The organism is Anaerospora sp. (assembly GCF_032013335.1).
In the GTDB taxonomy this organism is placed as follows: Bacteria; Bacillota; Negativicutes; order Sporomusales; family DSM-15969; genus Anaerospora.
In genome coordinates, this window is sequence record NZ_DALZUO010000042.1 from 1 (window position 1) to 22,809 (window position 22,809).

General features: G+C 48.5%; 21 protein-coding genes and 1 riboswitch. Of the genes, 16 read left to right on the forward strand and 5 right to left on the reverse strand.

From position 1 onward, the window contains the following. Together RTR76_RS20060 and RTR76_RS20065 are read right to left on the reverse strand one after the other, a co-directional pair. Positions 1-1,994: hypothetical protein (locus RTR76_RS20060; RefSeq protein ID WP_312524316.1), on the reverse strand; the 1,994-nt coding region annotated here is incomplete at its 3' end. A gap of 184 nt (positions 1,995-2,178) precedes the next feature. Further along, positions 2,179-2,781, reverse strand: a complete 603-nt coding sequence (locus RTR76_RS20065) for a nitroreductase family protein (protein WP_312524318.1) — start codon at positions 2,779-2,781, stop codon at positions 2,179-2,181. 162 nt (positions 2,782-2,943) lie between these two features. Between RTR76_RS20065 and RTR76_RS20070 the strand changes: the two genes are divergently transcribed. Beyond that, positions 2,944-3,294, forward strand: a complete 351-nt coding sequence (locus tag RTR76_RS20070) for a helix-turn-helix domain-containing protein (protein WP_312524320.1) — start codon at positions 2,944-2,946, stop codon at positions 3,292-3,294. 26 nt (positions 3,295-3,320) lie between these two features. Here the strand turns inward: RTR76_RS20070 and RTR76_RS20075 are convergent, their stop codons facing one another. Further along, positions 3,321-4,226 (reverse strand): LysR family transcriptional regulator, encoded by a 906-nt coding sequence (locus tag RTR76_RS20075; protein WP_312524322.1) that lies wholly within the window; start codon positions 4,224-4,226, stop codon positions 3,321-3,323. Between the two features lie 129 nt (positions 4,227-4,355). Between RTR76_RS20075 and RTR76_RS20080 the strand changes: the two genes are divergently transcribed. From RTR76_RS20080 to RTR76_RS20105, 6 genes are all read left to right on the forward strand, one after another. Then, entirely contained in the window at positions 4,356-5,042 is a 687-nt protein-coding gene (locus RTR76_RS20080) for a hypothetical protein (protein ID WP_312524324.1), read from the forward strand. Positions 5,043-5,268: 226 nt separating this feature from the next. Beyond that, positions 5,269-6,114, forward strand: a complete 846-nt coding sequence (locus RTR76_RS20085; protein ID WP_312524327.1) for a transporter substrate-binding domain-containing protein — start codon at positions 5,269-5,271, stop codon at positions 6,112-6,114. Between the two features lie 12 nt (positions 6,115-6,126). Beyond that, complete coding sequence (locus RTR76_RS20090) at positions 6,127-6,822, forward strand: amino acid ABC transporter permease (protein WP_312524329.1); 696 nt, start codon at positions 6,127-6,129, stop codon at positions 6,820-6,822. 32 nt (positions 6,823-6,854) lie between these two features. After that, positions 6,855-8,063: a M20 family metallopeptidase gene (locus RTR76_RS20095; protein WP_312524331.1), complete on the forward strand. Its 1,209-nt coding sequence runs from the start codon at positions 6,855-6,857 to the stop codon at positions 8,061-8,063. Then, positions 8,060-8,776 (forward strand): amino acid ABC transporter permease, encoded by a 717-nt coding sequence (locus RTR76_RS20100; RefSeq protein ID WP_312524333.1) that lies wholly within the window; start codon positions 8,060-8,062, stop codon positions 8,774-8,776. Before RTR76_RS20095 ends, RTR76_RS20100 begins: the two co-directional genes overlap by 4 nt. Then, positions 8,773-9,528 (forward strand): amino acid ABC transporter ATP-binding protein, encoded by a 756-nt coding sequence (locus tag RTR76_RS20105; protein ID WP_312524334.1) that lies wholly within the window; start codon positions 8,773-8,775, stop codon positions 9,526-9,528. Before RTR76_RS20100 ends, RTR76_RS20105 begins: the two co-directional genes overlap by 4 nt. A 56-nt stretch (positions 9,529-9,584) precedes the next feature. Here the strand turns inward: RTR76_RS20105 and RTR76_RS20110 are convergent, their stop codons facing one another. After that, positions 9,585-10,985, reverse strand: a complete 1,401-nt coding sequence (locus tag RTR76_RS20110) for a PLP-dependent aminotransferase family protein (protein WP_312524336.1) — start codon at positions 10,983-10,985, stop codon at positions 9,585-9,587. Between the two features lie 123 nt (positions 10,986-11,108). Between RTR76_RS20110 and RTR76_RS20115 the strand changes: the two genes are divergently transcribed. The 4 genes from RTR76_RS20115 (at position 11,109) to RTR76_RS20130 (ending at position 16,103) form a co-directional block, all read left to right on the forward strand. Continuing rightward, positions 11,109-12,041, forward strand: a complete 933-nt coding sequence (locus RTR76_RS20115; RefSeq protein ID WP_312524338.1) for a DMT family transporter — start codon at positions 11,109-11,111, stop codon at positions 12,039-12,041. A gap of 90 nt (positions 12,042-12,131) precedes the next feature. Further along, positions 12,132-12,316: riboswitch (cobalamin riboswitch) on the forward strand. Positions 12,317-12,443: 127 nt separating this feature from the next. Further along, on the forward strand, positions 12,444-14,423 hold the full coding sequence (locus RTR76_RS20120) for a TonB-dependent receptor domain-containing protein (RefSeq protein ID WP_312524340.1): 1,980 nt from the start codon (positions 12,444-12,446) through the stop codon (positions 14,421-14,423). Positions 14,424-14,527: 104 nt separating this feature from the next. Next, positions 14,528-15,439: a 5'-nucleotidase gene (locus RTR76_RS20125; RefSeq protein WP_312524342.1), complete on the forward strand. Its 912-nt coding sequence runs from the start codon at positions 14,528-14,530 to the stop codon at positions 15,437-15,439. A gap of 22 nt (positions 15,440-15,461) precedes the next feature. Then, the gene (locus RTR76_RS20130) at positions 15,462-16,103 is read left to right on the forward strand and encodes a TPR end-of-group domain-containing protein (protein WP_312524344.1); all 642 of its coding nucleotides are present in this window, start codon (positions 15,462-15,464) and stop codon (positions 16,101-16,103) included. 329 nt (positions 16,104-16,432) lie between these two features. Here RTR76_RS20130 and RTR76_RS20135 read toward each other — a convergent pair whose 3' ends face one another. Next, complete coding sequence (locus RTR76_RS20135; RefSeq protein ID WP_312524346.1) at positions 16,433-17,737, reverse strand: MFS transporter; 1,305 nt, start codon at positions 17,735-17,737, stop codon at positions 16,433-16,435. Positions 17,738-18,418: 681 nt separating this feature from the next. Between RTR76_RS20135 and RTR76_RS20140 the strand changes: the two genes are divergently transcribed. The 5 genes from RTR76_RS20140 to RTR76_RS20160 are packed head-to-tail and all read left to right on the forward strand — an operon-like array spanning position 18,419 to position 22,787. Beyond that, complete coding sequence (locus RTR76_RS20140; protein WP_312524348.1) at positions 18,419-19,504, forward strand: ABC transporter substrate-binding protein; 1,086 nt, start codon at positions 18,419-18,421, stop codon at positions 19,502-19,504. After that, positions 19,501-20,514, forward strand: a complete 1,014-nt coding sequence (locus RTR76_RS20145; protein WP_312524350.1) for an iron ABC transporter permease — start codon at positions 19,501-19,503, stop codon at positions 20,512-20,514. The genes RTR76_RS20140 and RTR76_RS20145 overlap by 4 nt, the downstream gene beginning before the upstream one ends. Continuing rightward, complete coding sequence (locus RTR76_RS20150) at positions 20,511-21,317, forward strand: ABC transporter ATP-binding protein (protein WP_312524352.1); 807 nt, start codon at positions 20,511-20,513, stop codon at positions 21,315-21,317. Before RTR76_RS20145 ends, RTR76_RS20150 begins: the two co-directional genes overlap by 4 nt. Beyond that, on the forward strand, positions 21,274-22,053 hold the full coding sequence (locus RTR76_RS20155) for an ABC transporter ATP-binding protein (protein WP_312524354.1): 780 nt from the start codon (positions 21,274-21,276) through the stop codon (positions 22,051-22,053). Before RTR76_RS20150 ends, RTR76_RS20155 begins: the two co-directional genes overlap by 44 nt. Further along, a complete protein-coding gene (locus tag RTR76_RS20160; RefSeq protein WP_312524357.1) occupies positions 22,053-22,787 on the forward strand; it encodes an ABC transporter permease in 735 nt (244 codons plus the stop codon). Before RTR76_RS20155 ends, RTR76_RS20160 begins: the two co-directional genes overlap by 1 nt. Positions 22,788-22,809 lie beyond the last annotated feature (22 nt).

The following is a 22,809-nucleotide window of genomic DNA, read 5'->3' on the forward strand; positions in this document are numbered from 1 at the left end:
GCTCCACTAGCCCCGGTAGCGCCGGTGGCTCCAGTAGCCCCGGTAGCGCCGGTAGCACTAGTTGCTCCGCTAGCACCAGTAGCCCCAGTGGCTCCAGTGGCCCCGGTAGCGCCGGTAGTTCCGATTGCCCCTGCGGTGCCTGGATCGCCCGTAGCCCCTGTTGCACCCGTAGCACCTGTAGCGCCGGTGGCACTAGTGGCTCCACTAGCCCCGGTAGCGCCGGTGGCTCCAGTAGCCCCGGTAGCGCTGGTAGCACTAGTTGCTCCGCTAGCACCGGTAGCTCCAGTGGCTCCAGTGGCCCCTGTAGTGCCGGTAGTTCCGATTGCCCCTGCAGTGCCGGGATCGCCAGTGGCACCTGTTGCACCAGTGAGGCCGGTAGCCCCGGTGGCTCCAGTAGCACCCGTGGCGCCAGTGGCACTAGTAGCTCCACTAGCTCCGGTAGCGCCAGTCGCCCCCGTTGCCCCAGTAGCTCCTGTTATTCCAGTTGTGCCTGACGCTGCATCAATCGTTACGATTGTAGAACCAGGTGTAACGGTAATATCCAGCGTTGAAGTTTGGAATATGAGATTTTCACCTTGACCAACAGTTGCATTACCAACAGGTCCAATTACATTGAATAGAAAATCACCAGGCGCAAATGTGCCAGTAGGACCGGTCACACCAGTAGCCCCAGTAGAGCCCGTGGCTCCGGTGGCGCCGGTAGTTCCGACTGCCCCTGCAGTACCGGGATCGCCAGTAGCACCTGTAGAACCGGTTGCGCCAGTGAGGCCGGTGGCCCCGGTAGCGCCAATAGTTCCGATGGCCCCTGCAATGCCGGGATCGCCAGTGGCTCCTGTAGCACCCATAGCACCGGTTGCGCCAGTGAGGCCGGTTGCCCCGGTAGCGCCAGTAGTTCCGAGTCCCCCTGCAGTGCCGGGATCGCCAGTAGCACCAGTAGCACCTGTAGCACCGGTTGCGCCAGTGAGTCCAGTGGCCCCGGTAGCGCCAGTAGTTCCGATGGCCCCTGCAATGCCGGGATCGCCAGTAGCTCCTGTAGTACCTGTAGCACCTGTTGCGCCAGTGAGGCCGGTAGCTCCGGTAGCGCCAGTAGTTCCGATCGCCCCTGCGGTGCCGGGATCGCCAGGAGCCCCAGTAGCACCGGTTGCGCCAGTGAGTCCAGTAGCCCCGGTAGCGCCAGTAGTTCCGATTGCCCCTGCAATGCCGGGATCGCCAGTGGATCCTGTAGCACCCGTAGCACCGGTTGCGCCAGTGAGTCCAGTTGCCCCGGTAGCGCCAGTAGTTCCGATTGCCCCTGCAGCGCCGGGATCTCCAGTAGCACCTGTTGTACCTGTTGTACCTGTAGAACCGGTGAGGCCAGTGGCTCCGGTGGCGCCAGTAGTTCCGATCGCTCCTACAGCGCCGGGATCGCCAGTAGCTCCTGTAGTACCTGTAGCACCAGTGAGTCCAGTTGCCCCGGTAGCGCCAGTAGTTCCAATTGCCCCTGCAGCACCGGGATCGCCAGTAGCACCTGTAGCACCTGTTGCGCCAGTGAGTCCAGTGGCCCCGGTAGCGCCAGTAGTTCCGATGGCCCCTGCAATGCCGGGATCGCCAGTGGCTCCTGTAGCACCCGTAGCACCTGTTGCGCCAGTGAGTCCAGTGGCCCCGGTAGCGCCAGTAGTTCCAATTGCCCCTGCAGTGCCGGGATCGCCAGTAGCCCCTGTTGCTCCCGTAGCACCGGTTGCGCCAGTGGCTCCTGTTACACCCGTAAAGCCAGTTACCCCGGTAGCTCCGGTTGTCCCAGTAATGCCTGGAGCCCCTGTTGTACCTGTAATACCTGTTGCTCCCGTAGTGCCGGTAGGGCCTGTCGCGCCAGAATATGTACAGCGTTGTTCGCAAAGCTTCCAATAGTGCTCGCAGAGATCACAATAACGTTCGCAAGCCCCACATGCATCACAACTATTTGAGGGATCTGCGCATTGGTCATAGCTCACTTTGCAAATTTTTTCATAGTTCACATTATGTTTTTTCCTCCGAGGCATATTTTCTCCTTTCTGTATTGAGTTATCACTAATAAAATCCAAATTTATATATGTATATGAATTTATTGTTTAAGTGTAACTGGAAAGGATAATAACAATAGATAAGACCTGTGAATTATTGAAGAATAATTCACAGGTCTTATCTATTAGTAACTGGCTATTATTTATATACTTTTACCCGGCTGTCCATATCGGCTACTTGTTTTTCAGAAGGTGTAAATGCCGGTTTGCCAAAAGGCATTTGCGCTATCATCTTCCAGGTGGCTGGAATATTCCATTCGGTCTGAACAGCGCTGTCAATGATGGGGTTATAGTGCTGCAGGCTTGCGCCTAATCCTTCGGCCTCTAATGCCGTCCACACTACCAGCTGATGCATGGCATTGGTGTGCTGCGACCATACGGGGAAGTTGTCGGCATAGAGAGGAAATCCTTTCATTAGGCCGTCTACAACCGTTTGATCTTCAAAGAATAACACTGTGCCATAGCCGGAAGCAAAAGCACCGTTAATTTTTTTCTCAGTTTCGATAAATTGCTCGGGACTGACTAGCTTTTGCAATGTATCTAACGTAATTTGCCATAGTTTTTTGCTCTGTTCTCCGAATAGCAGAACGACTCTGGTGCTTTGCGAATTAAAAGAGGAGGGGGTATATGTAACGGCATCTTTTACGATTTCTTCAATTCGTTGTTCCGAGACTACCTTTTCATCGCTTAAGCCATAAATGCTGCGCCTATTTTGCAGGGCTTCCCAAAATGTTTTTGCCATATTATCCATCTCCTTTATTCTAATGCAGGGGGGCATTTTTAGTGTTCCTTGCATTTACAATATCCTTTTTATTGAATATAATACTAACATGATGATCAAAGACTAACAAGTACTAAGTATTATATTACATACTACACAAAAACTTACTTAACTGAGGCGATTATGATGAATAAACGGGAGTTATCGACGATTCCTTGTCCCATTGAATATACAATAGAGCTATTAAGCGGCAAATGGAAGATGCATGTTATCTGGCAGGTAGGCAAACAGGAGGTCATCCGCTTTAATGAACTCAGGCGGCAATTAAACGGCATTTCTAATGTTATGCTGACACAAACGCTGCAAGAACTGCAGGAGGCGGGAGTTATTCACCGCAACCAGTATAATGAAGTACCGCCGAGAGTAGAATATTCCTTAACCGAAATCGGCAAAGAGCTTTTGCCGGTGTTTGATGTGTTAGAGAAGTGGGGAAAGCAGTCGGGCTGGAAAAAACCGGACAAATATTCCTGCTAGCCGTAAGAGAAACAGCGCAGTTGTCATCAGGACAACTGCGCTGTTTCTGTTTTAAAAGACTGGAGTACCATAGCAATAAACGCTTTCAAGGCGGGGGACTGCCACTTATCTTTATGATAAATCAGCTGCGCTGTGATGCCGAAGGCGGGACCTTCCCAGGGAAGATCCACCAGCAGGCCGCTCAGCAGTTCTTGCTGCACAACAATTTGCGGCAGAAAGCCGATGCCCCAGCCGTCGCTGACAAACCGTTTAATGACTTCATTGCTGCTTACTCCCATGATGGAGGACGGTTTCACACCTGACTGGGTGAGAATGCTTTCCAGGATGCCCCGGTACGTACAGCCCGGGGAGGTCAGAACAAGCGGTTCGCCGGTCAGATCACGAGGGGAGATGCTGCGTTCTTGTGCCAGCCGGTGGCCAGGTGGTGCGATGACGGACATGGTTTCTTCAAAAAGTACATGGGTAATCAGGTCTTTTTCATTGCAGGGCACATCAAGAAAAAAGACAATATCAATGGCATTTTTCCGTAGCAATGTCCGGTAATCACCGCCTGTATCAAAATACAGGTTAATGCCCACCTGAGGATATTCCTGCCGGAAGGTGTTAAACACTTCCGGCAGCCGGTGCAGGCAGAGTGATTCGGCAGTGCCGATGGTTAAGGAGCCTTTGGGAGTAAACGAGTCGGTAATAACCGCTTTTGCTTCATCAGAAAGTGTTAAAATCTGAGAAGCATAGTTGAAGAGGTTTTCCCCATCTTTGGTCAGCTTGATTTGTTTGCCTAATCGCTCAAACAGCATAGTGCCGAATTCTTCCTCCAGCAGCTGGATCTGACCGGTAACAGACGATTGGGCGTAGCCAAGCTCATTGGCTGCTTTAGTAAAGCTGGCTAATTTTACAACTGTAAGAAAAGTTTTTAGCTGGCGAAGCTCCATAGCTCATCACCCATCATTTTATTTGAACAACTTCATCAATACTATCAATTTTACCTATTCATGACTCTATGGTACTATATTTTCAAATAAAGATCCAGCACAAACGGGTGATTAAGAGGAGGAAGTACAATGAATCAAATCGCTGCTGCCCAAATCAAGCTTCGGGCAACCGAGCTGGGCATGGATTTATGTGGAATTGCTCCGGTAGAGAGTTTTGCCGATGCGCCCCAGGGATTTCATCCGGCCGATATTAGTAAGGACTGTAAAAGTGTGATTGTTCTGGCTGCCCGCTTCCCGGTCAGTACGTTATCCTCGCCGTCACCGGCCGCTTATACGTTTGTCCGTAATAAAGTAATGGATAAGGTAGATGCAGCTACGTGCCAGCTGGCAGTGGAGCTGGAACTCCTGGGAAGCAATGCAGTACCGATTCCTTCCTCTGATCCTTATGAATATTGGGATGAAGCGAGAAGGCACGGTCAGGGCATATTATCGCTAAAGCATGCAGCTGTACGGGCCGGGCTTGGACAGATGGGAAAAAATACGTTGTTAATCAATGACCGCCTGGGGAATATGCTGTGGCTTGGCGCTGTTCTCCTAAATCAAGAGCTGACTCCCGATGAGCAGGCAGGATATCAGGCCTGCATAACTGGCTGCCGGGTTTGTCTTCAGGCTTGTCCGGCGCAGGCTCTGGATGGGTCTACGATCGTGCAAAAGCAGTGCCGTGCCGTATCTTACAAACAAACCGGCGGTGGCGGCGGAGTTTACACCTGCAATCTGTGCCGCAGGCTTTGTCCGCGCCATGATGGAATCAAGTAAAGCTTACCCGTTTTTTTAAAAAGACAGGCACTTGACAGTACTGTAATCTCATATATATAATGTATCTAATAAAAACATTGATGCATGTGCGTCAAGTTATACAGGAGCGGCCGATCAGAAAGACTGAAGGCTAATTTCTCTGGAAGAGAAATTAGCCTTCTTTTTATTTTCGGCGGTGGTCCCCAGGACGGGGAGAAAAAAGCGAAATGTAAAGGGGTATGAGAGGATGAAAACAGCAGCAATGAAAAAGACGGTGGCAAAAGTACTATTAGCCGGTTTGGTTATGATGGGATTAGCGTTCACCGCAGGCTGCGGTTCAAGCGGCAGTGAAAGCCAGGCTGCAGCTAAGGGAGAACAGGTGAAGACTTATTATGTAGGAACCAGGGGGACCTTTAAGCCCTTTACGTACATGAATGATAAGGACCAGTTAACTGGCTATGATATTGAAATTCTTAAAGAAGTTCAGAAAAGAAATAAAGATATCAAATTTGAGTTTAAAACGATGAGCATTGAGAGCGCTTTTGTCAGTTTGAGTTCCAATCAGTTAGACGTCATTGCCAATCAAATGGGACGCAACGAAGAGCGGGCCGCTAAATATACGTTTACTACGGAAGTGAACAATTACACCCGTACCAAACTTACAGTAAAGAGCAATCGCAGTGATATTCAGACTCTCGATGATTTAAAAGGAAAAACAATGGTGTTAGTACCTACAAGCGAAGTTGCCCGGGTGGTAAAAAAGTTTAATGAAGCGGCTGAACCGAAAATTAACCTGATCTATACCGATAAAGGATCAGCTGAATCATTGAATTTAGTAGCTACAGGACGGGCTGATGCCAGTGCCGACTATGAAGTGGCAGTTACGGAAGCCCGAAAAACATTAGGACTTGAAGTGAAAAGCGTTGGCGAAGTAATTTCCAGTGTGCCTACATATTTTATATTGCGTAAAGATGCGGAAGGACAAAAATTAGCCGATAAGATTGATGCCACGATAAAAGAGATGAAAGCCGACGGCACGCTGAAAAAACTATCGGAACAGTTTTTAGGGGCGGATTATACGGCCTCTAAATAAGGAGGAGCTGCAGTGGGAAGCTATTTTGATCTGGCCTATCTAATCAAGTCTTTTCCGGTTATTTTGTCTTATGTGGATACGACATTGATTATTACACTGGTTGCAGCAGTCATTGGAATGGCGATCGGTAGTCTGGTCGCATTCATCAGGATCAATCAGATCGCTGTCCTGGATAAGATTTCTGCTGTGTATATCTCGTTCTTCCGGGGAACACCGTTCTTAGTGCAGTTGTTTTTAGCCTACTTTGGCTTACCGGAGCTTATGCAAAAGCTTGGCTACCAGGGCATCAGGGATATTCCTCCGCTGTTTTATGTGTTTATCGTTTTCTCCCTGCATTTTGGCGCTTATGGGGCTGAAGTGATCCGCAGTGCTATTCTGGCTGTTGATAAAGGACAGCTGGAGGCGGCTTATTCTATTGGCATGAGCCCGGTTCAGGCGTATGGTCGCATTGTTTTGCCCCAGGCTTTTACCATGGCTATCTCGGCTCTGTGCAATATCATTATTTCTACGTTAAAAGGCACAGCGCTGGTGTTCAATGTGGGTGTTATTGATATGATGCGTAAAGCAGATCTGCTGGGAGCGAACAGTCAGCGAAGTCTGGAGTTATATATTGATGTGGCAATTATCTATATTCTTCTTGTGTTCATTATTGGCAGGCTGGGAGCCATACTGGAAAAGAAAGCAGCTTATTTTGTGCCTCATGAATGAGAAGAAATACTAAGGTAGGGGTGAGTGGGAGCATGACAAAGTTACATGACACAATAAAGGCCCTTGTGCAAGAAATCTATCCTGAATTGGTGGTGCTCCGCCATACCATACATGCCAATCCGGAGTTAAGTGACCGGGAGTTCGCAACAGCGGCATTAGTCGAGAATGTGCTTGCCCGCTGGGGCATTTCGTTTACACGCTTGCCGGACAGTACAGCAATTATTGCCCAGATTCAGGGAAATCTGGCAGGTGGCAGCAGCATCGGCATACGGGCCGATATGGATGCATTGCCGATTGAAGAAGACACCGGCCTCTCATATACTTCCCGGAACAAGGGGATTATGCATGCCTGCGGTCATGATATACACACGGTAAACCTGTTAGGGACAGGGTATTTGCTGACAAGGCTGAAGGAGCACTTCGCCGGAACGGTCAAGCTGGTTTTTCAACCGGCGGAAGAGACTGGCGGCGGTGCGCAGGATATATTGGATTATGGGGTTTTGGACAATCCAAAAGTCAGCGCATTTTTGGCTGCTCATGTTTCAGAAGAGGTTCAGACTGGGCATATTCAGGTAAAAGCGGAAGAAGTGATGCTGGCCTCCAGTGAATTTACCATTACGCTGACCGGCCGAGGCGGGCATGGTTCGGCACCGCATCGTACCGATGATATCGTTCTGGCAGCTGCTAAGATTATCATTGAACTGCAGTCTATTACGAGCCGGAAAATCAATCATTTTGAACCGGCGGTCATTACGGTGGGCACTATTCACAGCGGCACGCGCAGCAATATTATCCCCAAGGAACTGACGTTCACCGGTACCATTCGTACGCAAAACAATAGTCTCCGTGAAGAAATTCATGAACATATTACCACCATTCTCCGGGCCAATGAGCTTGTTACGGGAGTGAAGGCCGACATTAGTTTCCGGCTAGGCTCAGGTGCTGTTTATAATGATCCGGCGCTGACGAGAGAATTTGTTGCCGCAGCTGCTGCGATTATCGGTGCAGACCAGGTGGTACAAGCAAAATTTCCCGGCAATGGTTCGGAAAATTTTTATCGTTTTTCCAAAGCGGTTCCGTCTGTCTTTTTCCGCATTGGTGTTAATTCCAATCCGGAGGCCGGAATAGAACCGGCCCACAGTCCACGGTTTACGGCTGATGATGCAGCCCTGAAAACTGGCGTGACGGTGACTACGGCAGCAGCGCTTGCTTTATTGCAAAAAGAGAGGGCTTCGGTATGAGCAATATACTGGAATTCTCCTTTATGGCAGATACCTTTATCGAGCTGTTAAAATATGTGCCAATCACGTTATTCCTGGCAGTGGTGAGTATGCTGCTGGCCAGCGTCATCGGTTTGGCAAGCGCGATTGTTCAAGTGCGCAACATTCCCGTTCTTGCGCAGCTATCCCGTGCTTATTTGCTGCTTGGACGGGCAATACCGACAATGGTTATGCTCTATCTTGTCTATTTCGGCCTGCCTGTTTTGCTGATGGCTTTTACCGAAAGAACAGGCATTGAAACCGGCTATCGCCATGTACCACCGATGGTTTTTGCAATCCTGGGACTTACGCTGCATACGGGTGCTTATTTGTCGGAAGTATTCCGGGCGGCGCTGCTCTCGGTCGACAAAGGCCAGATGGAGGCAGCACTGTCAGTCGGCATGACCTGGTTTCAGGGATTTTACCGTATTGTATTGCGTCAGGCGGCGGTGTTTGCCTTGCCGCTGCTGGCGAATCAGTTTCTTGACCTTATTAAAGGAACATCGATTGTCTTTACTATTACGGTCGTTGAACTTTTAGGTGCTGCCAAGATTGCCTGCGCCGAGCACTATCGCTATTTGGAGACATATTTGGTTGTGGCGGTCATGTATTGGGGAATCAGTATATGTTTTGAAAAGCTGTTCCTTTTAGCAGAGCAGAAATTAGCACTCTTCAAAAAAGGAGTTACCTCATGATTGAGTTTAGAAATATTCATAAATCCTTTGGCAAAACAGAAGTGTTAAAAGGGATCAGCTGCAAGATCCCTACCGGGTCGGTGACGGTTATTCTTGGGCCAAGCGGCTCAGGCAAGACAACACTGCTTCGTTCGGTTAACTTTCTGGAAAAGGCCGACCGCGGCGAGATTATTCTCAACGAGCTTCACATCAATGTGGAAAAAGCATCAAAAGCGGATATTCATAAAATTCGCCAGCATACGGCGATGGTTTTTCAAATGTACAATTTGTTCAAGAATAAAACTGCTCTGGAAAATATTATGGAGGGTCTGACTGTTGTCAGGAAACTGCCTAAGGCTGAAGCAAAAGAAAAAGCCTTGTATTTTCTAGATAAGGTTGGTTTGGGCAATAAGGCCGATGCTTATCCTCATCAGCTGTCTGGCGGTCAGCAGCAGCGGATAGGCATTGCCCGGGCGCTGGCGCTCAATCCGGATGTCATTCTTTTTGATGAACCAACCTCTGCACTTGATCCCGAGTTAGTCGGTGAGGTGCTTGAGGTTATGAAAAAGATTGCTCAGGAAGTAAATTGTACGCTGATTGTTGTGACTCATGAAATTAACTTTGCCCGCGAGGTTGCTGATCACATTATTTTTATGGATCATGGCGTAATTGTTGAGCAGGGCCCCCCGCAAGAGATCCTCAATAATCCGCAGGAAAGCCGTACAAAACAGTTTTTGTCGCGCTATACCTCTTTTACCGAATATACGATTTAGCTAAGAAACGCTCCCCCTGGTTTTTGCCGTACAGCATGTGCGGTGAAAACCATTTTTTATTTACGCTCAAGGCATTGCGCCAATAGCGCAATGCCTTGTCTGATTTCCTGTGGTTCAAGATGGCCATAGCCGAGCAGCAGCTTCTCCAAGTGCCTGCCTTTTATAATGCTATGCTCATCTACGGGTGTGATTCGTATGCAGTGCTTTTGGCAGTGGCTGATAAAGTTTCGGTCAAAGCAGCTTCCAGGAAAAGCAAGGGCCACATGTAAGCCGGCCGCGTCTCCCCAGACTTGCCAATCGCTGCCGAAGGTTTCTGTCAGAGTCTGCAGTAAAATCTGGCGCCGCTGTCCATACAGGCGCCGCATGCTTTGAATATGGCGTTCCAGCTTGCGGGTGCTCAAAAAATCTGCTAGTGCAGCCTGCTCAAAGGGTGGGTTCTGCACATCCGTATACAGCCGCAGGCGCCGCCAGGCGGCCTGCAAGGGACGGGGCAGAATAACATAGCCGATTCTGAGAGCCGGAAAGAGGATTTTGCTGAAAGTACCCACGTAAATGACCCGCTGGGGATCTAACGAATACAACGGTGTGATAGGAGAACCGGTATAGCGGAATTCACTGTCATAGTCATCTTCGATCAGATACAGGCCTTGCTCACGGGCATACGTAATCAGCGCAGTACGCCGCCCTGCCGGTAATATACTGCCAAGCGGGAACTGATGAGAGGGAGTTACATACACTGCGCAGGCTTGTGCCTCTTTGGGGAGAAATGCAGTGTTAAGTCCCTGCTCGTCGACAGGCACCGGTCTGATCTGGAAGTTATTTTGTTGCAATACGCGCAGCATTCCCAAGTGACAGGGATCTTCAACAAGTATTTCCGGCTTTTTTTGTGTTGCCAGCAGCCCGGCCAGTATATGCAGCGCATGGGTTGCCCCGGCAGTAATAAAAAGATCCTGTGGATCAACAGTCATTCCTTTGCTGCGTAGCAGCCAGGCAGCAATTTGTTCCCGCAACACAGTGAGGCCCTCCGGCCCTGTATAGCTCCATTGCCCGGGCGGCAGATTTTCTGAGGCTTGATGAACCTGCTGCAGCCAGCGGTAACGGGGAAACTGCCGCAAATCAGGCAACCCTGTCCTAAAATCAGCCAGATAATGAACTGAGTCGGGAACGGTATCGGCTGATCGCTTAGGACTCGACAGCTGAATTGTTTCAAGGGCAAGATTATCTGCTACTCGCGCGGGTGAGCCCTGACGACTGACAATATAACCTTCTGCCGCCAGCATTTCATACGCCTCATAGACCGTATTGCGCGATACGGTCAGTTCTTTCGCTAGCTCACGGGTTGAGGGAAGTTTGTCACCGCTTTGCAGCCTGCCCTGAAGCATTTGTTCCTGCAGTGACTGATAGAGCTGGCGCGCTAATGTAATTTCACTGTTCCGTGCTAGTGTAATTCCCCACATAATTCCTCCAACTGGTTCTGTTATATATAGGTGTAACTGGCTCTGTAACCAGGCCAGTTTGTTTGTTACTATTATAGCACGACTACACTATTTTGGTATTGCTGCGGCAAGATGGAGGAAGACATGAGTTCAACTCATATGGGAATGCTGTACTTGGCAGGGGCATTTAGTCTGGCCGGTACTTCGGTTATTGCCGGGAGCCTGTTGTCCGGCATACTGGGAGTTTTTACGATTTCTGCTATTAGTTTGTTATTTTCTTTAGCGGGCCTGCTGCCATTTTGTGCTGCCAATCTGCGGGCAGCGCTGCCTTTATTGTCCTGGCGCACTTGGCTGGAGTTGTTTTTTCAGGCTCTATTTGGTATTTTTCTCTTTCGCCTGTTTTTATTGCAGGCACTTTTGCTAACTAGTGCCGGTGAAGCTGGGATATTGACGGGGGTTACTCCGGCAGTGACTGCAGTGCTGGCCCGGCTGCTTTTGAAAGAGCCGCTCGATAGGGGGCAGATAGCAGGGATTGTGAGTACTGTTAGCGGCATTGCTGTGCTTCAGGGTTTATTATCTACTGGTACGCAATTTACGCAGCAGCATTTTACCGGGAATATGCTTGTGCTCTGTGCTGCCTTGAGCGAGTCGCTATTTAATGTGCTTTCCCGTTTGGCAAGCGTTAAAGCAGCAGAGCGAGCTCTTAGTCCGATTGCACAGAGCGCGCTGGTGAGTGCTATTGCATTGCTGCTTTGTCTGATACCGGCACTGAATGAGCAAGCTGATATGAGACTCAGCGAGCTAAACATAAGCAGCTGGGCAGCCTTACTCTGGTATGGACTGTTTGTTACCGCCCTGGCTTTTATTTTCTGGTACGAAGGCATTAAGCGCTGCAAGGCCTCGGTTGCTGCCGCTTTCACCGGCCTGATGCCTGTTACTTCGCTGCTCTTAGCTGTGCTTTTCTTAGGTGAAGAGGCAAATGTTCAGCAGTGGGCGGGAGGCCTGCTGGTGCTGGCAGGTATGGTACTGACTGGTAGAAACAAAGAGAAAAACTTCACAATTAATAAGGAAAATTAGAAATAACTCGCTTTTTTTTATTTGACAAATGCTGACAAGTAATGCTATTCTCAATGAAGTGATAATTTAGCTTAAGATAAAGTTTACAATTGAAAATCGTTTCAATCAGGTGCCCGAAAGGGCTTAATAGGGAAGTCCGGTGTAAAACCGGCGCGGTCCCGCCACTGTAATGGGGAGTAACTTCGCAACAATGCCACTGGAGCGTTCTGCTTTGGGAAGGCGCGAAGAAACAATGAACCAGAGCCAGGAGAACTGCCTGCTTGACAATCACCGTTGTACCCACGAGCGATGGGGAGGGGATTTGACAAGCACTATTTAGCTTGCAGTCTTTGCCCTTCCTGATATTCAGGAAGGGCTTTTCGCTTTTAAATATTGTTTCATTTTAAAGGAGAGATTGTGAGAATGAAGGTTGGTAAACACAAGAGATGTACGAGGCTGGCGGCGCTTGTTTTGGCTGCTATGGCCATGACTTCCACTGCCTGGGCCGGTGTTGAGGAAGTAACGGAATATACTATGGATACCATAGTGGTTACTGCCCAGCGGTATGAGAAGAAGGATATTGATATTGCAGCGGCAACTGATGTGTATACAAATGCGCAGCTGCAAAATACCGGGGCCAGAAACCTGCAGGAGGCACTGTCAAAAGTGACTGGCCTATTATATGAAGCAAAAGGCCCTGGCGGAGCTTCACTGGGGGCTATGACCAGCAAAGTAAGCATCCGGGGTGTGCAAAACGGAACCCTGATACTAATTAACGGTACACCCTTAAACTTACGAACTCTTTACAATTTAGAAGATATTCCCCTGGAAAACATTGAACGGATTGAAATTGTCAAAGGCGGCGGCAGTGTTCTATACGGCAGTGAGGCCACGGGCGGCGTTATCAATATTATTATGAAAAAGGAAATGGTGAATACTGTTACTGTTGGCGGCGGCAATTTCGGACAGCAGAATTATGGTTTCACGGTGCAAGCAGATAAACTGGGAGTTAGTTATACCTATGATAAATGGGGAGATACCGGCAAGGTGTCTTCAACATTAACAGAAGCCTCTACTCCCACGACTAAAGAAATGTATAACGTATTTAACGGTTCCGAAAAAAATAACGTTACTCTCAGCTATAAGTTCAGCGACAGTGTGGACTTTTTATATGGACATAACGAATCGATTAGCCGATTTACATATGCATTTGGTAAAAATTATGCTGCAGCTCTTGTTGATCAGACTCGTTACAACAGAAAATATGACAATACGAAGGATTTTGTGCAGCTGAATATCAAAGCCGGTGATGTAAAAGGTAATGTTTACTACAACTCTAATAGCCTGCATACTACAGGAATAGACTACCGTGATAAAAATGGCGGAGTAACTGGTTATCCTCAAGCAAAGAATGATGAAGAGAAAAATCAAACCTACGGTTTTGATTTGCAAAAAGTAGGGAAGGTGAAAGCGGCTACCTGGCTTTTGGGCACTACTTATCAAAATGAGCAATTCATTGAAGCCGTAAATTCAACTCCAACACGTGACCGCAATAACTATTCGATTTACGGTCAGTGGGAAGATCCGCTGAATGACGCTGACACAATTACGCTGAGTGGGCGGAGAAGCTGGACTACCGGTGCTGATGAAGATAAAAATTACAACAATTTTAGTGCTCAGGGGCAATTGGTCCATAAATTGAAAGAAAATGAAAGTCTCTATGCCAGTGTTGGCCAGTCTTATGTAATGCCGACTTTTAAGCAAATGTATTCCACAGGCAGTGGCATGGTAGTTGGCGATCCAAATCTCAAGCCTCAGAACGGCATGCATTATGAACTGGGCTGGAAAAAGAATCATGAGAACCATAAGTGGCGAGTAGCTTTATTTAATTATCGGATTGAAGATAATATATCTTTTGCCAAGTTTGATGATAATGGCGAGACTAAATATAATGCCGTTAATGAGGATTTAAAAAATACCGGGATTGAGGTAAGCGCCGACATTATGGGCAAGAATGGCTGGTCCTATCAGTACGGTGTGACATATAGCAATCCTATGGGTAAATCAAAATCGGAAAAAGCTGTTGCTAAGCAATATTGGGACAGATATTTTGGACGTTTACAGCTTAATGGCGGGGCGACATATCAAAAAGATAAATGGGCAACGAGTTTATCAGCCACGTATTTGACAGAACGAGTGCTGACACCAAGCAATGCCCATTCCTATGATACTAAGCCATCCTTGCTGACTACTTTGAATGTGAAGTATGCTGTCGACAAAACGAGTGAAATCAATTTAAGCATCGATAATATTCTGGATCGCCAGGATAACATCACTCATGCCAGCTCGGCCTATTACTCAACGCCAATCAACTACATGCTCAGCTATAAATACAAATTCTAAAGTCCATATTTTGCCAAATCCTGCAAATTAATACTAGTTTGCAGGATTTTTTTTATTTGCTGGGAATGTAGGAGATAGACATTAGTTTTTGGGAGGGTACCTGTATGCCGGTTACTTTGGATGGGAAGCTGGTTGTTGCTATATCTTCACGGGCTCTTTTTGATTTGGATGAAAGCAATGCGATTTTTGAAGAACAGGGCGAAGCAGTGTACCGGAAATATCAGATTGAACATGAAAACGAAATGCTGAAGCAGGGTATTGCTTTTCCCTTGATCAAGCGGCTGTTAGGGCTGCGCAATCCAATGACTAAGGAAGAAATGGTGGAAATAATTCTGGTATCGAAAAATGATCCGAATACGGGCTTGCGGGTATTCAATTCGATTGAGCAGCATGGCTTAAAAATCAGCAGGGCCGCATTTACCCGAGGCCGGTCGCCATATAAATATTTGAGAGCCTTTCATGCCGATTTGTTTTTATCCGCTAATTCGGAAGACGTAAAATTTGCGCTTGAAAATGGGCATGCCAGTGCAACTATTTATCCCGGTACTTTTTATAAAGAGGATGAGAATCTTGAGGAAATCCGTATTGCCTTTGACGGCGATGCCGTGATTTTCAGTGATGCCGCTGAAATTGTTTATCAGGAGAAGGGGTTGGAACATTTTCAGCAGCACGAAGTGGAAAACTGCGAAACGCCGTTGGAACCAGGGCCATTTAAGAACTTTCTTGCTGCTATTAATAACTTGCAGGAGATTTATAAAGATCAAGATGTCAAACCAGTACGGACGGCTTTGGTTACCGCCCGCAATGCACCTGCCCACAAGCGTGCGATAAAGACACTTCGGGCCTGGGGGATTAGCGTGGATGAGGCTTTTTTCTTAGGCGGGTTAGATAAAGCTTCGATATTGGAAAGCTTTAATCCCCATATCTTCTTTGATGATCAGCATACATATTGTCTCAAAGCTGCCAAGGTTGTACCGACTGGTCATGTGCCGAGTGGTGTGTTAAATACAAAGTAAGTAATTTTAGTGGAGTAGTGGAATGATGAAGGTTAAATTACCTAAGATACTAATACTGGCATTAATGGGGCTTCTATTGATTCTACCAGGCTGCAGCGGGAAGCCAGCGCCGGAAACGAAGTCGCAAAGTGTTCAGCCCTTGCCGGCTGTCCCGCAAACTGATCCTGCCAAGGCGGCAGAGTCGGAAAAATTCTTTGTTCAGGGCTTGAAGCTATACGAACAATATGAGTATCGGGAAGCGGTAGCCAGCTTTGATAAGGCGATTGCTGCTGATCCTGCTAATACTAAGGTGTATACAGCTAAAGGCATTGCACTGTGCTTTGAAGGCGATTATGCGGGAGGCATAGCGTTGATCCAAAAGACGCTGGACAGTAAGCCGGGGTATGTACCTGCATTGTACGATATGGCGATGGCCTACAAGCTGCAAAATCAGCTGGATCAGTCGCTATATTGGTTTGAACAAACCATCCAGGGCGATCCTAAGAATACCTGGAGCTATTATGGGATTGCTACCATCTATGCCGATAAGGGGAAGACACAGGAGTCTCTCAAATACTTGAAGAAGGCTATCGAGCTGGATTCAGGTGTAAAAGCAGTAGCAAAGGAACAGGATCATTTTGCTGCCATGCGCAAACTAGCGGAGTTTCAGGCGCTGGTGAAGTAGAGTATCGCTTATATAAACAGCCTGGAACCTTCAAAGAGGTTCCAGGCTGTTTAGCATGTAGAACTGGTCTCTACTTTTGGCATTGCCCCAAAAGTAGCAAAAGGTCTAGGCCTGTCTTCCAAAATACTTGGCAAATGAGCAGCTTACTAAAATTCGTAAACTCGCTACTGCTCAAACAGTACGAATTTTTTAACGTAAGCTGCTCATTTGCCATCCTACGGACCGTATTTTTCCAGAAGGGCCGGAAAGAACTGAAGAGAACTGACGAACCACGAGGAGGAGCATTGTTTTCCATCAAAAACGATGATACAGCAAGATGCTTATGATTGTTATATGGTCTTATTATCTGCAACACCGGAGGCAGGAACAATTATCTTTGGAACAAGCGGGCGTTCTGGCTTAACCATAATCCAGGCTATCATACCGATTATTGCGAAAGCAGAGGTAGCGGTAATGGCCGATTGCCAGCCGTAGTTCGTTGCTATCCAGGCGGTAAGGATTGGCGCAACAACGCCACCGAGGTTGCCCCAGAAGTTCATCCAGCCGGAAACGGAACCGGAGAATTTGCCGCCAAGGTCGATGCAGGCAGACCAGCCGGCATTAAAGGTAAGGCCAAGGGAGCCAAGTGACAGTGTCAACCAGAAGACATTCATGGTCGGGGTTGTGGCGATTGCACCGAGATAGAGACCGGCGCAGCACAACGCCAAACCGACGATACCGAGCAAGGTCCGCACTTTATGCTTCGAGGCTCCAGCCATAATCAGCTTGTCGCTGCAGTAGCCTGTGGCAAAAGTAACAAGACAGAGGGCAGCCCAGGGGAATGAAGCGGCAATCCCCATCTTCTGCAGGGAAAAATTCTGCGCTTCCATTAGGTATAACGGCAGCCAGGCTAAAAATACATACATAATGTAGTCGGTGATAAAGAATTGGATGCCAATTGCCCAGAACTGGGGGGAGGACAAAAAGCTTTTCCAAGGGGCCATTTCTTTTTGCTGCTGAGCGGCTTGGGCTTCGTCACCCTCAATATGGGCAAGTTCGGCGGCATTGACAAAGCGGTTGCCGCGCGGTGATTCTGTAGCAAAATAGTACCAGGCTGCAGCTAAGACAATGCCGACAGCGCCAAAAATCACGAATACGGAACGCCAGCCGAAGGCCAGCATAAGAGCGACAGTTGCCGCCGGTCCAATTACAGGACCGAAAAATACGCCGCCTAGCAAAAAGGATGAGCCACGGGATTTTTCATTTGCGTTAAACCAGCGGTAAACGAAGCGGGTAAAGGAAGGCGCCAACGGTCCTTCACCAATCCCGAACAGGGTACGGACAACCGCAAACATCGGCAGGCTGGTACAGGCTGCTGTCAGAGCAGTAAAAATAGACCAAAAGGTGGCGGCTGTTGTAATTACCCGGCGGTGACCAAATAACTCTGACATAATCCCGCCAGGAATTTGCATGAGCGAATAGCCTACAAAGAAGGCAGTTTGCAAGAGCCCGATTTCCATTTTAGTGAAATTAAACTCTTTCATAATTTCCGGGGTTGCTACGGATAAGTTCACGCGATCCATGTAGGAAATAAAACAGATAAGAAACATGAGTACGGCCAGAAACCAGCGAAATTGAGACGGCTTTTCTTTCATAATAAACCTCCTAAAAATAAAAAAATATGAAAACAAGCCCTAATGGGCGTGATAAATATAAAAAACCTCTTATTCCCCTTAGAATAAATCTAAGGGGCAAGAGGTTATCTCGCGGTACCACCCTTATTAAACCGTTTAGACAAAGTACGGTTTATCTCGTCGGGTCTATCAACCCTAAGCAAATAACGGTTGCACTCGTTTGAGTCGAGTCCGGCGAAGCTTACTGAGCAAAATGATTTGCCGTTAGGCTGTGCAGTTCGGGAGGGACTGGGCTATACCGGTTTGTACTGACTCGCACCATCCGTCAGTTCTCTGAAACGCTCTCAGTAAGCTTTTCTCCGTCATCACTTTTATTAGTTTATTTTATTTTGTAAAGTTGTAAACTTTCTTTAGATAAAGTATAGCTATTGCCATATTGTTCGTCAAGTATTTTTTAACACAGAAAATCAATGTCCTGTGAGGATGAACAAAAAGTAATGCCTTTCAATCAAAAAGATTTATGCTCATTTGGCTAATAGTACTTGACGATGATAATCATTATCATTATACTAATAACAGGGACAGTCATATGTACATAAGAACAAGAGAGCCAAGAGCTCCGATGCGCAGCCACTACGCACGGGGTTTTTATTTTTATCAGCTGTTACGAGCTAGGCTTTGAATAAGGAGTGATGCGAGAAAATGACCGGATGTGAAAAGGTGGCCATGGAGTTTCGAGGAGATTTACCGTCTGTTAGATGCGAATGCTGCAACCGATTGCTGTTTCGCGGTGTTGTTGAAACCATTGAAATCAAATGTCCCAAATGCAGTGCTGTGCAAGTTCTGAACCGGGGAGAGCAGAGCTGGATGAAGCCCTACGGCTTGCCTAAAAATCAAAGAAAGCCAGGCTGTGGGCATGGTGCTGTTGGTAAGCGTGAGGTGACGGACAGCGCGGGCAGACTGGTGGCGGTGCCTGGACGGCCGGAAAGAGTAATTGCTTTAAATGCGTCTAATCTGGGACTATATTATGCGACAGGCGGTAAAGTCGTAGGCAGGGCATCTACGGAAATGCTGCCTCCTGATATCCGGGAAATGGTGAAAAATATTCCGACTGTCGGTCTCCCTCCTAACCCGGACCGGGAGCGGATTATTGCCATGAAACCGGATCTTGTGCTGGGAATGCATGTGCCCATGCATCATGCGCTGGCCGCTGTTCTGGAAAAGACGGGAATCCCAGTGCTGCTGCAGGCTTTGACTCATTATACCGATGTACTGGAGACGTTGCGGTTGTATGGAGAGTTAAGCGGTAATCCGGCACAGGCAGCGGGGAAAATTCAGGCGATTGAAGACAGGCGCAAAGCTCTGCTTCAGGAGCATGGTTCAAAGCCTTCGCCGAAAGTACTGATTATCTGGGGAGTTGCTGAAGGACTTTATACGGCGCTTTCCAACAGCTTTGTTGGCGATTTGGTAAAGCGGCTGGGCGGCGTTAATGTGGCGGATCTGGCAGCTCCTATTGATGCAAATTTGTGCTACGCACCTTTTCAGCCGGAGCTTGTTGCCGGATTTCAGCCTGATGTAATTTTGCTGATCAGCCATAAATTTGATAAAAACGGCGATGACCGTTTCCGGTCGGAGCTTACCGGACCGGTGTGGCGGGGACTGCAGGCTGTACGGCAAAAACGGGTTTACCAGCTGCCTTATCAGTTGTTTGCGATAAATCCAGGACCCCAGCTGGAAGAGGCATTAACCGTATTATCCAATACTTTGTATCGAGGTTCTGACTTATGAATATGGTAACAAATGTTGAACGCGATAAGCACACGGTGCTGCGCAATGGTGTCAGTCTGGCCGCTTTGGCGGCGCTGGTTCTGGTTGTCCTGGCCGGGGTTATGCTGGGCTCAGTACACATCAGCCTGCAGGAAACCTGGCAGTCGCTTAGTGGAACAGCCACTGGCGATGCTTATCAAATTATCCATAATATTCGTTTGCCCCGTGTCCTGATTGGCGCCCTAGTAGGAATGAACCTGGCACTGGCAGGCTGCATTCTGCAAGGCGTGCTGCGCAACCCGCTGGCTGATCCGGGAATCATCGGCGTATCGGCGGGTGCCGGTCTGGCGGCGATGATGCTGATGATCCTCTGGCCCGAGTTAACAGCCTTCGTACCGCTTGCTGCTTTCTTTGGGGCCATTGCAGCCCTAATGCTGGTGCTTGCTTTAGCCTGGAACAAAGGGATTGAGCCGTTGCCGATGGTATTGGCGGGGGTAGCTGTTGCTGCTTTGTTCGGCGGAGGAATGAGTGCTTTAATGATTTTTCATTCTGATAAGATTCAGGGGACGGTCAACTGGATGGCTGGTGGTTTACAGGGAAGAAGCTGGGGGCATATCCGCATGATTTTGCCGTACAGTATTGTTGGAATAATAGGTGCAATGGTATCGTACCGGTACCTGAATCTCCTGCAGCTTGGTGATGATGTGGCCAAAGCGCTGGGGACCAGAGTGCAGGCTGTGCGCTTTGGCCTGGTGATTCTTGCTGCATTGCTTGCCGCCTCGGCGGTCAGTGTCGCGGGGCTGCTGGGGTTTGTCGGTCTTATCGTTCCTCATATCACCAGGATGATGATCGGCTCTGATTTTGAGTATTTGCTGCCTTGCTCGGCCCTGCTCGGGGCGATAACGGTAGTTGGTGCCGATTTGGCGGCCAGGACCGTTTTTAGTCCGGTAGAAATCCCTGTCGGTATTTTTATGGCTTTCCTGGGAGCACCATTCTTTATCTATTTGCTTAGAAAGGGGATGCGGAAATGATTTCTTCCATTGAAGCAAGGCAAGTGGCGTTGGGGTATAGCGGGAAGATTATTTCTCCCTGTCTCGATATGGTCATCAGCAAACCGGAGATTGTGTCTATTATTGGCCCTAACGGCTCGGGAAAGTCTACTTTTCTGAAGGCGCTCAGCCGCCTGCTGCCGCCAGAGGCTGGTTCAATTTTACTAAACGGCAAAGAAATCCACCGGATGAAGCCCAATGAAGTGGCCCGTCTGCTGGCTGTACTGCCGCAATCCGTACAGGCGCCGGGAGACATGCGAGTTTATGATTTGGTCAGTAATGGCCGGTCCCCTTATATCGGTTTGTTTGGACGTCCGGAAGAGGCCGATCAGGCAGCTATTGCCGCGGCAATTGAAGCAACAGGTATTGGCGAGTTGGCTTACCGGCGGCTGGATACGCTGTCCGGCGGAGAGCGGCAGCGGGCTTGGCTGGCAATGGCGCTGGCCCAGCAGCCGCAAATTCTGATGCTGGATGAACCGACTACCTATCTCGATGTTCATCATCAGCTGGAGTTTATGAAGCTGGTGGAGAAGCTTCACCGGGAGATGCACTTGACAGTTGTTATGGTGCTCCATGATTTAAATCATGCTGCCCGATTCAGCCAGCGGATCATAGCAATGAAAAACGGAGAAATTTTTGCTGACGGTACGGCACGGGAAGTGCTTACTGCAGACAATTTTCGCTTGTTGTACGGCGTTGAGGCCACGGTCATGACGATTGAGCAGGGAGGAAGTGCACATCTTGTCTGTTTGCCACACGATATCTGCAGTTGCCCCGGTGCCTGACACGGCACTGGAGCTCAGTAATGTATGCAAAGTGTATCAGGGAAAAACAGTAGTCGATCACCTGTCGCTAACTGTGAACAGCGGAGAGATTTTCGGATTGGTGGGACCGAATGGTGCCGGTAAGACGACCTTGATGAAAATGATTGCCGGACTCAGCCGACCTGCATCGGGAACTGTCAGGATTTTCGGCAGGGATGGAAGTAGCGAGCATGCTGCCATTAAGCCGTTGCTCGGCTGGGTGCCGCAGGATAATAATCTGGAACGGGAGCTGACAGTGCGGGAAGTGTTGGTTATCTATGCCCGGTTGTATGCTGTTCCTCAGGCTAAGTCCCGAGTGCAGCAGGTTATTGACGAGTTCGGTCTCGAAAGCTTCAGCGATAAAGAGATTGGCTTCTTATCAGGTGGAATGGCCAGGCGGGTACTTATTGCCCGGGCGATGCTGCCTGAACCGGCTATGCTGCTTTTAGATGAGCCCACGGTAGGTCTCGATCCGGATGTACGTCAGGATATCTGGCTGCTCATTCGCCGTCTGGCAGGTGAGGAAAAAACGATTTTTATGACTACTCATTATATGGATGAGGCGGAGCAGCTTTGTGACCGGCTGGCTCTCTTAAAAGCGGGAAAAATTGTTATAACCGGAACTCCCGTTATGTTTAAACAGCTTGCCGATGAAGCAGGGGACCGTGAGATTACTTTAGAAAAGGCCTTTTTGCGCCTGATCAGGAGGGAGGCGTAATGGGGTGGTATGTGGTCTATTGGCGGGAGCTGATTTTGATGAAGAAAAAAATGGGCAAGCTGGGCTATGTATTTTCTTCAGTCATGTTTCCGGTTATTTATCTGTTTGCGTTTAGCTGGGGCCTGGGAACCCGTGTGGACATCAGCGGCGGGTATATCCCTTTTTTAGCCAAAGGGATTTTGGGCATTACAGTTATGCTTAATTCGTTTCAACAAACCTCCCTGTCTACCAGTGTAGGGCGAATTTACTTTAAAACGCTGCAAACGCTGATCTTAAGTCCGATTCCCCTCATTCAGGTTGCCGGTGGCCTGACCTTGGCCGGAGCAACCAGAGGCTTAGCGATGGGCGGTGTTGTCTATGGCATTGCCTGGCTGTTTTTTGCAGTACCGCCGTTGTCAGTTGCTGCTTTGTGGGCCATGGTGTTATCCGCTTTTTTCTTTGCCGCTTTAGGGTTAGTAGTAGGCTTATGGGTATCCGATCCGGATGAATTATCACTGGTGAATAACTTTATCATGACGCCAATGATCTTTTTTGGGGGCTCCTTCTTCCCGGTGGAGCAGCTGCCGGTATTCGTCAGAGATGTGGTAGCTGTACTGCCGCTGAGCTTAGTAAACGGCTTACTAAGACAGAATGTCTGGGATGAAATAGCTATTTTGAAAGTATTGCTTCTCAGTGTGTTTGCTTGTGTGATGCTGCTGCTAGCTACAAACAGGCTGAATGCTTATAATGAATAGAGAGTGTGTACGGCAGCAATAT

Excerpts from the sequence above, each read along its gene's own strand:
- RTR76_RS20145 (WP_312524350.1), top strand. The coding sequence starts at position 19,501 with ATGAATATGGTAACAAATGTTGAACGCGATAAGCACACGGTGCTGCGC.
- RTR76_RS20150 (WP_312524352.1), top strand. The coding sequence starts at position 20,511 with ATGATTTCTTCCATTGAAGCAAGGCAAGTGGCGTTGGGGTATAGCGGG.
- RTR76_RS20120 (WP_312524340.1), top strand. The coding sequence starts at position 12,444 with ATGAAGGTTGGTAAACACAAGAGATGTACGAGGCTGGCGGCGCTTGTT.
- RTR76_RS20110 (WP_312524336.1), bottom strand. The coding sequence starts at position 10,985 with ATGTGGGGAATTACACTAGCACGGAACAGTGAAATTACATTAGCGCGC.
- RTR76_RS20130 (WP_312524344.1), top strand. The coding sequence starts at position 15,462 with ATGATGAAGGTTAAATTACCTAAGATACTAATACTGGCATTAATGGGG.
- RTR76_RS20105 (WP_312524334.1), top strand. The coding sequence starts at position 8,773 with ATGATTGAGTTTAGAAATATTCATAAATCCTTTGGCAAAACAGAAGTG.
- RTR76_RS20125 (WP_312524342.1), top strand. The coding sequence starts at position 14,528 with ATGCCGGTTACTTTGGATGGGAAGCTGGTTGTTGCTATATCTTCACGG.
- RTR76_RS20080 (WP_312524324.1), top strand. The coding sequence starts at position 4,356 with ATGAATCAAATCGCTGCTGCCCAAATCAAGCTTCGGGCAACCGAGCTG.
- RTR76_RS20070 (WP_312524320.1), top strand. The coding sequence starts at position 2,944 with ATGATGAATAAACGGGAGTTATCGACGATTCCTTGTCCCATTGAATAT.
- RTR76_RS20100 (WP_312524333.1), top strand. The coding sequence starts at position 8,060 with ATGAGCAATATACTGGAATTCTCCTTTATGGCAGATACCTTTATCGAG.
- RTR76_RS20160 (WP_312524357.1), top strand. The coding sequence starts at position 22,053 with ATGGGGTGGTATGTGGTCTATTGGCGGGAGCTGATTTTGATGAAGAAA.
- RTR76_RS20075 (WP_312524322.1), bottom strand. The coding sequence starts at position 4,226 with ATGGAGCTTCGCCAGCTAAAAACTTTTCTTACAGTTGTAAAATTAGCC.
- RTR76_RS20135 (WP_312524346.1), bottom strand. The coding sequence starts at position 17,737 with ATGAAAGAAAAGCCGTCTCAATTTCGCTGGTTTCTGGCCGTACTCATG.
- RTR76_RS20085 (WP_312524327.1), top strand. The coding sequence starts at position 5,269 with ATGAAAACAGCAGCAATGAAAAAGACGGTGGCAAAAGTACTATTAGCC.
- RTR76_RS20065 (WP_312524318.1), bottom strand. The coding sequence starts at position 2,781 with ATGGCAAAAACATTTTGGGAAGCCCTGCAAAATAGGCGCAGCATTTAT.
- RTR76_RS20140 (WP_312524348.1), top strand. The coding sequence starts at position 18,419 with ATGACCGGATGTGAAAAGGTGGCCATGGAGTTTCGAGGAGATTTACCG.
- RTR76_RS20115 (WP_312524338.1), top strand. The coding sequence starts at position 11,109 with ATGAGTTCAACTCATATGGGAATGCTGTACTTGGCAGGGGCATTTAGT.
- RTR76_RS20095 (WP_312524331.1), top strand. The coding sequence starts at position 6,855 with ATGACAAAGTTACATGACACAATAAAGGCCCTTGTGCAAGAAATCTAT.